Source organism: Paenibacillus sp. FSL R7-0297 (assembly GCF_038009025.1).
In the GTDB taxonomy this organism is placed as follows: Bacteria; Bacillota; Bacilli; order Paenibacillales; family Paenibacillaceae; genus Paenibacillus_AQ.
The window spans coordinates 459,485-474,916 of the sequence record NZ_JBBPAQ010000001.1 but is presented as its reverse complement, the minus strand read 5'-3'; the positions used below and the strand labels follow the sequence as shown (position 1 = coordinate 474,916).

The window sequence follows — 15,432 nt, the reverse complement described above, 5'->3', positions numbered from 1 at the left end:
TGTATTGACAGGAGATTGATGCGGAGTAGAATGAAGCAAAAGCCGCATCAAAGGAGTGTTATCACCCCATGAACATCATGAGAAACCGGCCGCTGCGGAACCGCTCCAAGGAAGTACGCAAGGCCTCGATACACCGCAAGAATCTGCAGATCGCTACTTTTGAGGGGATACCATCCACAATATTCCAGGTGCTGCTGCAGGGGCAGTTCCTGACAGGCTTTCTGTTATATTTGGGGGCGAGCTCCAGTCAGATCGGATTCGTCCTGGCACTTACCACACTGGTGAACGTAGCGCAGATTGGCGTAGCCTTCCTGATCCAGAAGCTGCCAAGCCGCAAATGGGCTATGGTTACTTTTATCGGCCTGCACAGACTGCTCTGGGGATCCACCGGTCTTGTGCCGTTTATTTTTCCGCAAGAGTATTGGGTTACTGCTTTCATAGTAATGTATACCATAGCATTCATTGCTAATACGGCAGGCGGTGTGCTGTGGAGTTCTGTCATCAGCGACCTGGTTCCGGCACGGGTCAGAGGCCGGTATTTCGGCATCCGGAATACGTTTCTGAATGCACTGGGAAGCCTGGTAATGTACGGGGGCGGCATTATTCTGGACCGTTATCCGGGTGGACACGGGTTTCTAATTCTGTATATTGTCGTATGGATTTTCTCAATCTCGAATATTGTTGTTTTCTTCTTCTATCCGGATGTGCCGTTTGAGAAGTCAGAAGAAAAAGATTTTCTGCCGATGCTCAAAAAACCGCTTCACGATAAGCTGTTTATGAAGTCCACCCTGTTCCTGTCCGCATGGCTGCTGCTGCAGAATCTGACCGTGCCGCTGTATTCCTATGTGATGCTTCAGCTGCTTCATATCAATTATGAGAAGCTGTCACTGCTCAATGTATCGCAGACGATCTTCATGATGGGGAGCTTCTATGTATGGGGCAACCTGAACGCCAAATACAGCAACAAAAGGCTGCTGCTCTGGACCCTGCCGATCATCGCGCTCTCCTCCCTGATGTGGGGACTGCTATCCGTACTGCCGATGCTACCGGTTCTGTTTGCCGCGCATATTGTATTTGGCATGGGCGTAGGCGGCTTCAACCAGCTGGCCTTCAATTTCATTATCGGGGATACGCCGAAGAAGGAACGGCCGATGTATATGGCTATGTATGCGGCGCTCACCGGCCTCGCGGCATTTTTTGGTCCGCTGCTGGGCGGCCGGATCTACGAATGGATTAAGAACTGGCCCGAATGGACGCAGGTGTATGGAATGCAGCTTGTGGTAGGGACGCTGATGATCACGTTGGCGCTGCTGCTGGGCCGGCGTATTTTGCGGGATGAATAGAAGAATATTCTGAATAAGGAGGCAGCCGGGTGACAAGAATTGCGGTAGTATTGGGAGCCACGGGTCTGGTAGGCAGGGCACTGACGGAGGATTTGCTGAACGGGGATTGGGACGAGGTCCGCGTACTGGTGCGCCGGCCGCTGCAATTGGAGCATAAGAGGCTCAAGCAGATTGAGACCGATTGGGAACAGCTGGAGCAATATAAGGAGCAGTTCGCCGGAGTATACGCGGTGTTCTGCTGCCTGGGAACTACGATTAAGCAGGCAGGTTCACAGGAGCAATTCGAGAAGGTGGATCTGGACTATCCGCTTGCTGCTGCGGCTCTGGCCAAGGCCTATGGTGTGAAGCAGTTCCTGGCAGTGTCCTCTATAGGAGCGAACGCGAAATCGCGCAACTTCTACAGCCGGACCAAGGGGCGGGCAGAGGACGGGCTGATTGCTGCCGGATTCCACGGCTTACATCTGTTCCGGCCTTCGCTGCTGCTGGGAGAACGTGAGGAATTCAGGCTGGGAGAACGTGTCGCTTCCGTAATCATGAGGGGGTTGGATTTCGCTATGGTCGGCCAAGCTGCGAAGTACCGGGCAATCCCCGCTGCCAAGGTGGCGCGGGCGATGAGGAATATTGCCCTTGCCGATACAGGCGGCGTGCATATTTATACCAATGATGTGATTCATGTGATCGGCAAGCATTAGATCTTCAGCAGGTTTGCAATAAACAGACCTCAGGACTTACAATGAAACATAAAATGATATGTACATAACGGCCCGCAGGCTGCGTACAACAAGCAGGAGGAGCGAGACATGAGTAAAAAGCAGGTAGCAACGAGCAAAGCCCCGGGGGCCATCGGACCGTACAGCCAGGCAATCACCGCCGGCAACTGGGTGTACACCTCCGGCCAGCTTGGTATGGACCCGGAAACGGCAGCACTGGCGGACAATGTGCAAGAGCAAGCGCGCCAGTCGCTTAGCAATGTGAAGGCCATTCTTGAAGAGGCCGGGGCATCCATGGAGCATGTAATCAAAACAACGGTATATCTGAAGGATATGAATGATTTCGCAGCTGTTAATGAAGTATACGCCACTTTCTTTACTGAGCCTTATCCGGCCCGCAGCGCAGTCGAAGTGGCGCGTCTGCCGAAGGATGCACTTGTTGAGATCGAAGCGGTAGCACGCAAAAAATAAGCCTTACTGAAGATAGAACCCGAAATACCGGGCTGAATCCCATGTACCTCTTTGCAGGTGCGTGGGATTTTTGCTGCGGATTAGTGTGGAATAATGAAATCGGTCGGTAAGCCGGCAATGATAAAGGCTGTCCCGACCCTATACAGGAGCGGGGCAGCCTTATGTCTTTTCACCGATATCGTCAATATCTGCTGCGGGTACGCGGCGGGGTGAGCAGAAGCCAGATGCTGTAGAGCAGCAGAAGTCCTGCAGCAATCAGCCCGGTGAAGAAAATATTATCTGTATCCTTCTGTTCAATAGCAATGGCAATGAAGGCCCAGACGAAGACGAGCGGATAAATGCTGTCCCGGTGAGGGAAGCTTACAATAACAGCCAGCACTGCACCTACACAGAGCATAATTACAGCCCAGAGTGAATCGCTTAGCCCGAAGCCGTCCCAGTTGTTCTTCTCCAGCACGATGCTGACATTAACGATGGTAGCTACAGAGATCCAGCCGAGATAAATGCTGAAGGGCAGTCTAACCAGCCATTTCTCGCCGGAGGTAGGGTCCGGGATGCTGCGGGTACGGCGGTAGATTACAATCAGTGAAACCAGCATAAGCACCATGGCAACCAGCGACAGCTCAATGTACAAATAATGCCAGAGAAATAGCCAGCCCATATTAAATATACAGCTGAGCACGAACCAGATGCCTATATGCTGCACGGAATCTCTGCCTCCGGTATCACTGCGGAACTGATAAATAATGAACCCGGCGAGCAGGAGGTAGATCAGAGACCAGATGGAGAATGCGTAGCCGGCCGGTGTAATGTAAGTATGATATCTGTCTGAAATTTCTCCAGTACTGTTCCCGCCAAGCGGCAGCGCCACCGACAGCGTATTGACGGCAATCATGCCGAGGTACAGCAGCAGATTCCACCACTTATAAGGATTGCTTCTTCTCATTCTTGTCACTCCCTAAATTAGGTTATTTAGCATGTGCCTATCCTTGGCCTACATAGAATATACCCGCTTTAACAGCAATTAAGACTATCTCCCGCAAAAAAATGACCAACAGGTCATGAATTTAACGGATAGCATTCCGTAAGCTCGGGGTAATATGTAGAGAAGAAGAGCTAATACGGGAACGATGAAGATCAAGCAGGCAATAGCCGAAGGGGGACAAAAGGCATGGAGAGCAGCGAGGCGATACGCCCTGAGAAGATGGGACCACTCGTAATGAAGGAGACTTGGAACACTCCGGGAAGCGTGGTTTCCTGGGAACGGTCGGAGAATGTTTATATCTGCCGGGGGGAATGCGCGGGGGTTGTCTTTATCTTTTTGAGCGATGATATGTTCCGGATGAAAGTCTTTCATGGTGAGGTTCCGGACCTGACCACATCGGAGGCGGTGATGAATGAGAGCTGTATCCCGCATCTGTTTCCTGTGGATGAGACAGAGGATCAGCTAATCTTCACCACAAGTGCCATCCGGCTGATTATCGAGAAAACATCGTTTCTTCTCCGTGTGGAGAATACCTCGGGCACGGTGATTATGCAGCAGAATCTGACCAGCTGGAACCCGCGCGGTGCGAGTCATGCGGAGTATGATATGCAGCCGGATTCGCATTTTTACGGACTGGGTGAGAAGTCAAGCTTCCTCGATAAACGCGGGGAGCGTTATACGAACTGGAATACCGATGTTTTTGCCCCGCATCTGCCGGAGATTGAAGCGCTCTATGAGTCTATTCCGCTGCTCATTCACATGCACGGCGATCTCACCTACGGATTATTTCTGGACAATATGGGGCGGAGTGATTTCGACATGCGTTCGCATGGCGTTGCTTTTACTATTGGCTGCTCTACGGGGGAATATGACATTTATTTCATTAACGGGCCCGAGATGAAGGATGTTGTCAAAAGATACACCTCGCTCACCGGCCGGATTGCGCTTCCGCCTAAATGGGCGATCGGCTACCATCAGTCACGCTACAGCTATATGAACCAGCAGGAGGTGCTACAGCTTGCCCGGACCTTCCGTGAGAAGCATATTCCGTGTGATGTCATTTATCTCGATATCCATTATATGGACGAGTACCGCGTATTCACCTTTGACCCCGTCAACTTCCCGGACCCGCAGAGAATGATCTCAGAACTCGGGGAACTGGGTGTGCGGATCGTGCCCATTGTGGATCCCGGTGTCAAAAAAGACCCCAAATACGAGGTGTATAAGCAAGGTGTGCTGGAGAAGCATTTCTGCCGCCGTCTGGAGGGCGATATCTTCTTCGGCGAGGTCTGGCCGGGGATCAGCGCATTCCCCGATTTCAGCGACAGCCGGACCGCCGAGTGGTGGGGCGACCTGCACAAGTATTACACGGACCTGGGCATCCAGGGGATCTGGAATGATATGAACGAGCCGGCGGTCTTCAATGAGACCAAGACGATGGATCTCGATGTGATGCATTTCAACAACGGCAGGCCCGTTACCCATGAGGAATACCACAATCTGTACGGGATGATGATGTCAAAAGCAACGTATGAGGGACTGGCCGAGCATATGGGGGGCGAGCGTCCTTTTGTGCTGACCCGTGCCGGGTATGCGGGCATTCAGCGGTATGCCGCCGTCTGGACCGGGGATAACCGCAGCTTCTGGGAGCATATGGCGATGGCGATGCCGATGGTGCTGAATATGGGGCTGTCGGGGCTGGCGTTCTCGGGGCCGGATATCGGCGGATTCGCCCATCATACGTCTGCACAGCTGCTGGTGCGCTGGACGCAAATGGGCGTCTTTTTCCCATACTGCCGCAATCATTCCTCCATCGGAACGCTGCGTCAGGAGCCCTGGTCCTTCGGGGAAGAAGTGGAGGGGATTCTGCGCGAATTCATCGGACTGAGGTACCGCTGGATGCCGCATTTATACAATCTGTTTCATGAGGCGGAGATGTGCGGGCTGCCTGTGATCCGTCCGCTTATCCTTGAATATCCGCGTGACCCGCATGTGACCAATCTGTGCGATCAGTTCCTGCTTGGCGAGAATGTGCTGATTGCCCCTGTCTACCGCCCGGATACAGATCACCGCTCGGTCTACCTGCCCGAAGGCTGCTGGATTGACTATTGGGACGGGAAGATTCACGAAGGCGGCCGTCATATTCTTGCTGCTGCGCCGCTGCATATTATGCCGATGTATGTGAAGGCAGGCAGCTTCACGGCCGAAGGTCCGCTGAAGCAGTATGCGCTGGAGGACACGGAAGAGACGGTCACCTTCCATCTGTACGGAGCGGAAGCTGCCCAAGGATTCTCGGCGGCATTCAAGCTGTATGAGGATGACGGGCACAGCTTCGGTTACCGTAAAGGGGAATATACAGAGCTTGCCGTGCAGGCTACAGGTACCGAAGGTGCCCTGGTGCTGCAATGGGGATATGGCGTGCATGATTATAAGCCGCGCCGGGAGATGCTGCGGTTTGCGCTCTGTTATCCGTTCTTCACCGTGGCGGCGGTGGACGGACTTGAGGAGATCACCCTGGAACAGCTGGAGGAAGGCAAAGCGGGCTGGGTTTATAACGGCAGGAAAGGTGCGATTATTGTACAGGTAACGGATGCTGCCGACGGCGGGGAGCTGCGGATTCAAGCGAACAAGTAACCCCTTTAGTTTATAAAGAGCCGGCTTCGCCTTGCAAAGAGGGGGCGGACGGTTCTTTGTGTTGCCTGGAAAAAATCAGTTCTGTCGGACACGGACGATGCAAAGGACCGGAATAAGTGGATTATCTCCACCTGCTGGCTGATGACGGGCCCGCTGATAAACAACAGTTGGAAAAAGAGCACTTAAATTTCTGCATAAAATACAACATTCCTTTCGGAAACCTTCTTATTATGGGATCAAAGAGTTGTAATACATACAACATTTTGAATTATTTGATCTGACCACCGTTGATTGAACGGGTGCTTGTTTAAAATTAGTCATAAATACGGACTTCAAGCAGCTGCGACTGGGTCTGAGAGGCCTCTCCGGAATGCTGCCGGAACTGCGGATGAGGGAGATTTGCAAAAGAATCTGCAGATTTTCTGCAGAAAACGTGCAGAAAAGTTTTTAAATGTAGACTTTTTCGTATAAGATGAAGGGATGAAGAAAAAAGTTGCAGTGATAACCACAATGGGATGGCTGTACAGTTACTGCTGCTAGTACAGCTTCATAATATATTTCTCGCAGAGAAGGAAACAGTCTTCCCGCTGGGACGGACTGGCTCTTTCTGTTTGCTTAAAAGAATGGAGATCATCAATGATTAAGCATCTGTATGCAATATGGTTAGGGGACGTATTATTTTGCTTCTCGGGTGAAACTTCTGAGCCGAAGGTGGACGCGTGGACACGCGTGATTAAACGGCTGGAATTTCGGAGCGGCTGGCGTCCTTTTGCGGGTGCTGCGCTGCGGCTGGCGGAAGTGAAGTATCCTGCTGCCGCCGCCGTGGAAGGGAAGACGGCGCGGCGCGGAATGCCGGGGCGCACCCTTGAAGGGCTGGCCCTGTCGCCCAAGGACGCTTTTGAGCTGCTCCTTGCCTGGGATGAGCAGGCAAGCCGCGCCCAGGGCATAGAGCCGGGCGGAGAACTGCGCTACTGGTCGGCTGCGGCCCGGTTTGCGCTGGAGCTGATGGGCAAGGGCGGGATTGTCCCCGGCGCTCAGCCGCCGCGCAAGGTGGGCTCACGCCGCCGCGGCGGCGAGCAGGCGGCAGCGGTATGCTGGTCGCCGGCTTTCCGGGAAGAGGCGGATAAGGAATTCTTCCTGCAGATGGCGGCTTCCATGCCGGTGCTTGCGCTCGGCACTCACGTAGCCGAGGAGGGGGATCTGTCCTCGCGGGAGGAAGCAGGCGGGTATGTGCTCTATTCGTTCCTGCAGGCTGTGATGACAGCGGAGATCAAGAATGTGGTCGCGGCCAACGAGAGCGCACTGGGTCCATTCAAAGCGAACTACCGCCGCGGTTACTCGCCGCTTACTGAGCTGTGGTGGAACAGTCTGCTGACCGGCAGCCGGGATATCCCTGTTCAGGGGACTCCGGCTGAAGTGACCGAGCTTCTGGCTGCCGTGAGTGAGACGGCAGGCAACGAGGTGCCGCATTTCGAGACGGAGGAAGCACGCAGCGGACAGCTCAGCCTGGGCCTGCGGCTGGAGCCGCCTGCAACCGACAGTGAGCTGTGGCGGCTGACGTTCTGGGCGGAGAGCCGGGAGGAAGGTGAATTCTGGATTCCGGCCGAAGCGGTCTGGAGCAGCCGGGAACGGGAATTCACGCTGTGGGGCAAGCGCTACCGCAACATTCAGCAGCAGCTGCTTGCTGCGCTGGGGCGGGCAGCCAAGATCTCCCCGGACATTCAGCGAGCGCTGGCCGAACCGGCGCCGCGCGGGGTGGAGCTGCTTCCGGAGCGGCTGTATTTCTTCCTGAAGGAGAGTGTACAGCAGCTGCGTGAACGGGGAATTACGGTGCAGATGCCTTCACGCTGGAGCCGCGAAGGACGGCGGCGGATCGGGATGAGAATGAAGATGCAGCCGCCGCCGGGCGGAGTGGATGGGCCTGTACAAGCAGCGCTGGGCATGGAGGAGCTGATCTCCTTCCGCATCGAAGCTTCCCTGGGCGATTCGGAGATCAGCGAGGACGAACTGAATGCGCTGGTGGAAGCCGGAGTGCCTTTTGTACGTTTCCGGGGTGAATGGATCGAAGTGGACCCGAAGGAGGTCCGTCAGGTCCTGAGATATATGAAGCGCAACGAGAGCGGAGAGATGACGGCAGCAGACTGGATGCGCCTGGAAGCCGAGGATGGCGAAGAACGGCTATGGAAGGGCATGTCGGTCACGGGCATGGAGACCTCCGGTTTACTGGCCTCTCTTATGCATGGCGATGTGCTGCGCGGGCTGCCCATGCGTCCGGTGCCGGATGATCTGAACGGTACCCTGCGGCCTTATCAGGAACGGGGATATCAATGGCTTACGGCGCTTAGCGGCCTTGGCTTCGGGGTCTGTCTGGCCGATGATATGGGGCTTGGCAAAACCGTGCAGGTGATCACCTGCCTGCTGGACCGTGCGCTGAATGCGCCGCCGGGAGAGAAGCGGGAGCCTGTGCTTATCCTCTGCCCGACCTCACTGCTGGGGAACTGGCAGCGGGAATTGCAGCGGTTTGCACCTTCGCTTAGTGTGCATATCCATCATGGCGGCCGTCGGGTACGCGGAGAAGGATTCACCGAGCTTGCCGCCAGCCATGAGATTGTACTGACTACGTATCATCTGGCAGGCCGGGACAGTGAGGATCTGGCCGGGGTGCGCTGGTCAACCGTTGTGCTGGATGAAGCGCAGTATATTAAGAACCACCGCACCAAACAGGCGCAGAGTGTCATGAAGCTGACCGCGCCGCACCGGATTGCGATGACCGGTACCCCGGTAGAGAACCGGCTAGGCGAGCTGTGGTCGATCTTTCATTTCTTGAATCCGGGGTATCTCGGAACCTATCATTCCTTCCGCCAGCGGTATGTATCTGGCGAAGGCGGGGAACGGCTGCGTGAGCTTCACCGTCTCGTATCTCCATTCCTGCTGCGGCGCCTGAAGAGTGATCCCGATATTTCGAAGGATCTTCCCGAGAAGATCGAGCTGAAGTCGTATTGTCCGCTAACAGAAACGCAGGCAGCCCTGTATCAGGGCGTTGTGGATGAGATGCTTGGCGTAATCGGTGAGCGGTCGGGCATGGCCCGGCGGGGGCTGGTGCTGTCCTCCCTGACCAAGCTGAAGCAGATCTGTGATCATCCGCAGCTGTTCCGCAAGGATGACGGCCGGAGCCTGCGCAGTGAGCCCTCCGGCAAAATGGATGTGATGTTCGAGGTGCTGGACAGCATCTCCGAGCTTGGGGAGTCTGCGCTGATCTTCACGCAGTATGTGGCGATGGGCGAGCTGCTCGTCAGCCGGCTGGCCAGAAGGTACGGGGAGACACCGCTCTTCCTGCATGGCGGCATTCCGAAGCGTGAACGCGACGAGATGGTGCATGCTTTTCAGGAGGGGGAGGGTCCTGCATTCTTCGTCCTGTCCCTCAAAGCCGGGGGCGTAGGCCTCAATCTGACCAGGGCCAATCATGTGCTGCATTACGACCGCTGGTGGAACCCGGCAGTTGAGAACCAGGCTACGGACCGGGCATTCCGGATCGGACAGCACAAGAATGTTCAGGTGCATAAGCTGATCTGCCAGGGAACGCTGGAGGAACGGATCGATGAACTGATTGAACGTAAAAAAAGTCTGTCCGAGCAGGTTGTCGGCTCCGGCGAGAATTGGTTGACCGAAATGTCCAACCATGAGCTGAAGGAGCTTATCGAACTGCAAGGACAGGACTGGATGTAAATGATAGTTGTATGGCAGAAAGAGGGGAACATCCATGATTGAACTGCTGGAGTTGAAGCTGGAGGTGCTGCCGGGAAAGATCAAAGCCACCGGGAGCCTGGGAACCGCCGCTGCGGAAGGTGTAGGCAGACGGAACGGCAAACCCGGTGCAGTTGCAGAGGAACAAGCGCAGCGCGCGGTGTTCACTTTGCATATTCCGGAATGGACGGCCGCCCGGAAGAATGAGGTGCTGCTACAGCTCTCTGCGCATCCGGGTGAATTGTATGAGCTGCTCCAGGGCAGCCTGGAAGGCGGGCTTGCTGCCCTTGAGGTGCTGCCTGCTGATGCTGAACTCGAAGAGGCGGCCAATGAACAAGGCACAGGCTTGCTGCCCGCCGGGGAGCTGCTGCTTCGGGTGAAGCAGCAGCTAACGAAGGAGCCGCTGCTGGCTTTTGCCCTGCGCGGCCTGTCCAAGGAGGAACTGCTCTCCGGGGTGTTTGCTCTCTGGGCGGAGCAGGAGAATGAGCGGGTTATTGAAGAGGGGGCTCCTCCCCCTGTAACGCTTGCTTCCGAGTTGGCCCGGCTGGAACGTAAAGGTCCGGCGGTGTCCTCGGGAGAATGGCTGGCCGAGGCGGCTGCGGAGGGCTCGCTCCATCAGCCGGGGCCGCTGTTTCATGAGATCTCTGCCCGGCCATTTCCGGCAATGCCTGATGTCATTGAACCGGAAGAGGACTGGAGCTCGCTGCTGCCGCAGACGCCTAAGGCCCGGGAAGGACTTGCCCTGCTGATGCGCCGGGTATCGGAAGCCGCCGCCAAACGTGCGGCTGGCTTGAATAAATTGTAAGCGCACAACGCCAATAAAGGCAGTACTTTAACATCCTAGCTGTTAAAGTACTGCCTTTATTGTATACAAATATATTTATACTAAGGGGTCATTACTTTTGCCATCCGCTTCTGACAGTTCGAGGATCTCCCGGCGCAGGCGGAGCATCTTCTGATCCAGTTCATCAGCGGCACGTGCAGCCTCTTTTAATTCCTCAGCCACATGCGGCGGTAGCTGTTTGTCAAATTTATAGTAGAGAATATGCTCCATGCTGGCCCAGAAATCCATAGCGAGTGTACGGAGCTGAATTTCGGCTTTGACCCAGCGGGTTCCTTCCAGCAGCACAAGGGGGATGGCGACGATAAGATGCAGACTCTGGTAGCCATTTGGCTTCGGATGGGCGATGTAATCCTTGATTTCCAGCACGCGGATATCCTCGCGCGCGCACAGGTGATCCACCAGCCGGTAAATATCCTTCACAAAAGCACAGACGATCCGCATACCTGCAATATCGTGAATGTGCTGCTCCATATTCTCCAGCGTGAAATCATGGCCTTTGCGTTCCATCTTCTGTACAATGCTCTTCGGTTCCTTAATGCGTGACTTCACATGCTCAATGGGACTGAAGCCGTCGCGTACCTGCCACTCTGTACGGATGACATCAATTTTATTCTCAAGCTCATTCAGAGCATGTCGGTAAAGCGCCGGCAAAGCTTTGAAATTCTCAACCTGCTTGGCAAAATCTTCGTGTACCTGCCACTTCTGCATATCCTTCACATGGACCTGCAACTTGTGTAGTGTAACCTGTGTACTATCGTATTCTTCCACTGAAACTCTCCCGGTATTCGTTATTTGTGACTGTAGACCATGAACGGATGACTACGGCGTTCGCATAAAATGCGCTGCAGTTTATGTGATTCTATTTTAACCGAAGTACAGCCCCGGAAGCAAAACAAAGCCGGATGAAGCCGAAGAGAAACATTCTTCCCGCAGCAGCGTATTAGCTCACTATAGGCCTATCTATCTGGCGGGACGGGGCTTTACGTTCCAGATTAGGGCGGCAGAGGCGTTTCTACTTGTTAGTCGGAGAACCGCCGCCGTACCCTTCATCCTGATAGCCGGTATTTCCGAGCCTCTGCAGAACATTCATTTCATCAATGAGCCGGCGCGTTTCGTCTGTGCCGTGGTCATGCAAATACTGGAACAGATGAATGGTGGCATCGTCAAACTGCTCCGCAGCATCATCATGATCGGCTGATTTATAGGGGACAAAAGCACGCCGGAAGGCATAGTCGTCCTCACCGGCAAGACCTTTCAGAAGATCCTGGAGCACGGTAAGCTCTTCATCCGAGAGCAGAACCTCAAATTCGTTCGAGTCGTTACGCACATCCTGAATCAGGCCATGATTCACGGATACGAAATATCGTTTATGGTTATCGTTAGGCAATGTTATCCCTCCATTATTCGATAATGTTCGTCATGTAGTATTTAACACCTGACGACAAATAATGAATCTGTCAGGGACTTTTGGTATGATAGAGTCACGTTTCCACTGCTGTACGGAGCGATAACGATGTATGGGGTTATTTTGCGGCTGCGAATCAGCCTATTCTCACTCTGGAGAAGGAGGAACTACAATGAATTTTCTGCAACGCATTAAAGACGGTGCCAGCCGGGTGAGTGAAAAAGCGCAAAGCTCGGTGGAAGTAGGCAAGCTGAACGGGCAAATTTCTGATATCGAACATGAGATGCAACTTGAATTTTTGAAAATGGGAAAGCTTTTCTACGAAGGATATCGTTCCAGAGATATGTCGGTGGCAGAGGGGCAGATGATCGAGCTGGCGCGCGGCTGTAACAAGCTTCAGGAGCAGATTGAGGGCGTGCGCTCAAGAATTGCCGAACTAAAGAATGAACGGCTCTGTGCCTGCGGCCAAATCGTAGCACTGGATGCCAACTTCTGCCCGCACTGCGGACGCAAGCTTGAGGAGCTGCCACTGCGCAAGGAACCGGTGCTGCGCAAGGAACCGGCGCAGGCCGTTACGGTACATACCGTACATGAGCACGAAGATGAGGAAGATCAGTACTACGGTGAGGAAGAATTGACAGAAGCGGAGCGGGAACTCGCTAAGAGACCTGAACAGCCTGTCCAGTACGCCGAAGCCTTGACGGAAATTGAAGTGGAACCGGAGCCTGAAGAGTATGAACGGGTTCTTCCGGATACAGAACGGGGCCGCCGTGAGGCCGATGAACTGGAGCGTGAACGTGAGCGCCAGCTGGAGCTGGACCGCCGGATCCGCGACTGGAAAGCCAGTGAGCCTGCAGAAGAGACTGCCGTCAGCGAATCGGGTACACGGGATATTGTGAAATGCCAGATTTGCCGCGCCGATCTGCCGAAAGGCTCAATGTGGTGCCCGCGCTGCGGTTCGGAGCAAATTTAGACAGGGTTAGACAGACAGCTTAGGGGGACAACATAGATGGAACAGTTGCTGCTGCATCTGCGCAATTTGGGTTTCACAGAGATGGAATCCAAAATTATGGTTGAGCTGGCCACCAAGGGCCAGGCTTCGGGCTACGAAGTGGCAAAGCAGCTAGGAGTATCAAGATCGAATGTATATGCGGCGCTTCAGCGCCTGACTCAGCAAGGCTACGTACGCTGCGGGGAAGGGGAGCCGGCCCGCTACAGCGTGCTGGACCCGGAAGAGCTGGCGACGATGATATCCGGCCGGGTACAGGCGTCGCTGGCCTACATGGAAAGTGAAATGCCGCGCGGAGGCCCGGTCAGCCCTTCATTTTATAACGTGGAAGGTGACCGCAACGTAACGGGAGCGCTGATCCGCCAGCTCAATCTCGCGGCTCAGGAGATCGTGGTTGATGTATGGCGGGAGGAAGCCTCGCTGCTGCGCAGTGAGCTGGAGCAGGCAGAGCTGCGCGGAGTGAAGCTGCTGTGGGCTTTTGACGGCGGCAACGCGGCCTCTGCGCCATACCCGATATGGCCGCCGCTGGACGGTAAGCCACAGCGCAGCGGGGGGCGGAAGTTTTCTTTTGTCATCGACCGTTCCTGGTGTATGCTGGGCATGCGTTATGAGGACGGAACTGCGCAGGCGGTGGTTACCGAGCACCCGGTGCTCGTGGAGCTGCTGCTGAATCATTTTACACAGGAAATGGTATTGTTCGAGCTTGAAGAAGATATGGGACCTCAGCTGCAGAAGCGGTACGGGGAACGCTATGGCCGGATTTACAGCAAATATGTATTGCATGACCAGGATGAAGCCGGGGAAGAACAGGCGGAGTAGCTCCTGAGATGCAGAGGGTACTAAGCTAGGGAGGTGACAAGCGTGGAGTGTATTGTTCATTTTGATGTGCAGCATTCGGAAGGCGTGAAGCCGTTACGCGGATTGCTGTTTTTGGACGAAGGGAAGACCCCGGGAGAGCAGGATTTAATCGGCATGTTCAAGGACATGAATTTTAATGTCCGGCTTGAGGACCGGGAGAAGTTAGTGTTCAAACCTGTAGCACCTGGAGAGAAGTATTCAGAGATTCGGATTACGAGCTTTGACAACGGCAAAAAGAACAGCAAGCAGGATAACGAGCTGAAGTCGATTGTCGGTAACCTGCTGCCCCAGAAACCTACGGGGCTGTAGCAGACGAAGCAGGGTCCATTTGAGGATAGAGGAGGAGCACGGATGGAGTTATTGAGACAAAAGGTCATTAACGAAGGTATTGTTCTCGGCCCTGGTGTGCTCAAGGTTGATTCTTTTCTGAATCACCAGATGGACCCTTTCCTGATGCGTGAAGTAGGACGCGAGTTTACCCGCCGTTTCGCCGGGGAAGGAATCACTAAGGTGCTGACTATCGAATCCTCGGGGATTGCTCCCGGCATTATGACGGCGCTGGAGCTTGAGGTCCCGATGATTTTTGCCCGCAAGCAGAAGTCGCTGACGCTGACGGAAGATATTTATGTGGAGAAGGTCTACTCCTTCACGAAGAAGGAAACTAATGAAATTACCGTCTCCCGAAAGTTCATCGCACCCGGTGAGCGCGTGCTGATCGTCGATGATTTCCTGGCGAATGGTGAAGCGGCCTTCGGGCTGGCACGGATCGTTGAACAGGCGGGCGGCAGCGTTGCCGGGATTGGGATTGTGATCGAAAAAGCTTTCCAGCCCGGCAGCCGCCTGCTGAAGGAAGCCGGGTACCGCGTGGAGTCGCTGGTGCGGATCGCTTCGCTGGATGACGGCGTTGTTGGCTTCGTGGAGGAATAAGGAATACTGCCGAGTGGACTTTTGCGGCAGACGTAAATAACAGGCAGGCCCCCGGAAGGAATCGGGGGCCTGCCTGTTTGTGTTTGAAGGCGGGCATAGGTAGTGCAGCTGAGGGGGAGTGCCTGTTTGTGCTTATAGGCAGAGCGCAAATAGCGCGGCTGAAGCTGCAGGGGGTGGGGTGCTAGCTGCAGCCCCGACTAAAAGCAGAAGCGCTCGCGGCTGGACGCCTACTGCGTGCGGCCAGCCCTACGCCTCCTGTGCTTCGGTTAGGCGAAGCGGACTCCAGTGCGCTTATTTGGTCATTTGGGGTATCATATTGATCCATTTGTGAGGGATAGCGGAATCTCAGTCCGCAAGTCAACTAAAAACCCCCTTGCCGGAGAGAATAAGGTCCTCTCAGTCCGCAAGGGGGTACATAGTGGTTAGATAATGGCTAGATCGCCGGAACGTCGTTGGTGGAAGCAGCCTTAAGCAGTAAAGGGTGCGTTGGCTGCTGCGACTG

At 54.7% G+C, this 15,432-nt stretch carries 13 protein-coding genes; 10 read left to right on the top strand and 3 right to left on the bottom strand.

Annotated features, from left to right (window positions below; all coding sequences use genetic code 11):
• Positions 1–68 precede the first annotated feature (68 nt).
• The 3 genes from MKZ24_RS02015 (at position 69) to MKZ24_RS02005 (ending at position 2,524) form a co-directional block, all read left to right on the top strand.
• Positions 69–1,343 (top strand): MFS transporter, encoded by a 1,275-nt coding sequence (locus tag MKZ24_RS02015; protein ID WP_042232184.1) that lies wholly within the window; start codon positions 69–71, stop codon positions 1,341–1,343.
• A 29-nt stretch (positions 1,344–1,372) separates the two neighbouring features.
• The gene (locus MKZ24_RS02010; protein WP_042232186.1) at positions 1,373–2,035 is read left to right on the top strand and encodes an oxidoreductase; all 663 of its coding nucleotides are present in this window, start codon (positions 1,373–1,375) and stop codon (positions 2,033–2,035) included.
• Positions 2,036–2,143: 108 nt separating this feature from the next.
• The gene (locus MKZ24_RS02005) at positions 2,144–2,524 is read left to right on the top strand and encodes a RidA family protein (protein WP_340781147.1); all 381 of its coding nucleotides are present in this window, start codon (positions 2,144–2,146) and stop codon (positions 2,522–2,524) included.
• Positions 2,525–2,705: 181 nt separating this feature from the next.
• On the opposite strand, the gene MKZ24_RS02000 is transcribed toward MKZ24_RS02005, so the two are convergent.
• Positions 2,706–3,470: a TspO/MBR family protein gene (locus MKZ24_RS02000; RefSeq protein ID WP_042232188.1), complete on the bottom strand. Its 765-nt coding sequence runs from the start codon at positions 3,468–3,470 to the stop codon at positions 2,706–2,708.
• Positions 3,471–3,695: 225 nt separating this feature from the next.
• Here MKZ24_RS02000 and MKZ24_RS01995 point away from each other — a divergent pair, with 225 nt between their 5' ends.
• The 3 genes from MKZ24_RS01995 to MKZ24_RS01985 all read left to right on the top strand — a co-directional run bounded on the left by MKZ24_RS01995 (position 3,696) and on the right by MKZ24_RS01985 (position 10,692).
• Complete coding sequence (locus MKZ24_RS01995; RefSeq protein ID WP_340781146.1) at positions 3,696–6,143, top strand: glycoside hydrolase family 31 protein; 2,448 nt, start codon at positions 3,696–3,698, stop codon at positions 6,141–6,143.
• Between the two features lie 636 nt (positions 6,144–6,779).
• Entirely contained in the window at positions 6,780–9,869 is a 3,090-nt protein-coding gene (locus tag MKZ24_RS01990) for a DEAD/DEAH box helicase (protein ID WP_042232192.1), read from the top strand.
• Positions 9,870–9,903: 34 nt separating this feature from the next.
• Complete coding sequence (locus tag MKZ24_RS01985; RefSeq protein WP_052415940.1) at positions 9,904–10,692, top strand: hypothetical protein; 789 nt, start codon at positions 9,904–9,906, stop codon at positions 10,690–10,692.
• A gap of 75 nt (positions 10,693–10,767) precedes the next feature.
• Here the strand turns inward: MKZ24_RS01985 and MKZ24_RS01980 are convergent, their stop codons facing one another.
• Positions 10,768–11,439: a GTP pyrophosphokinase gene (locus tag MKZ24_RS01980; protein ID WP_042241412.1), complete on the bottom strand. Its 672-nt coding sequence runs from the start codon at positions 11,437–11,439 to the stop codon at positions 10,768–10,770.
• Between the two features lie 304 nt (positions 11,440–11,743).
• A complete protein-coding gene (locus MKZ24_RS01975; RefSeq protein ID WP_042232193.1) occupies positions 11,744–12,118 on the bottom strand; it encodes a hypothetical protein in 375 nt (124 codons plus the stop codon).
• A 190-nt stretch (positions 12,119–12,308) separates the two neighbouring features.
• Between MKZ24_RS01975 and MKZ24_RS01970 the strand changes: the two genes are divergently transcribed.
• From MKZ24_RS01970 to MKZ24_RS01955, 4 genes are read left to right on the top strand one after another with little or no spacing between them, the layout of a single operon-like run.
• Positions 12,309–13,109, top strand: a complete 801-nt coding sequence (locus MKZ24_RS01970; protein ID WP_042232195.1) for a zinc ribbon domain-containing protein — start codon at positions 12,309–12,311, stop codon at positions 13,107–13,109.
• Positions 13,110–13,145: 36 nt separating this feature from the next.
• Positions 13,146–13,964, top strand: a complete 819-nt coding sequence (locus tag MKZ24_RS01965) for a TrmB family transcriptional regulator (protein ID WP_042232196.1) — start codon at positions 13,146–13,148, stop codon at positions 13,962–13,964.
• A 42-nt stretch (positions 13,965–14,006) separates the two neighbouring features.
• Positions 14,007–14,312 (top strand): hypothetical protein, encoded by a 306-nt coding sequence (locus tag MKZ24_RS01960; protein WP_042133213.1) that lies wholly within the window; start codon positions 14,007–14,009, stop codon positions 14,310–14,312.
• A gap of 42 nt (positions 14,313–14,354) precedes the next feature.
• On the top strand, positions 14,355–14,930 hold the full coding sequence (locus tag MKZ24_RS01955; RefSeq protein ID WP_042232198.1) for a xanthine phosphoribosyltransferase: 576 nt from the start codon (positions 14,355–14,357) through the stop codon (positions 14,928–14,930).
• Positions 14,931–15,432: the final 502 nt, after the last annotated feature.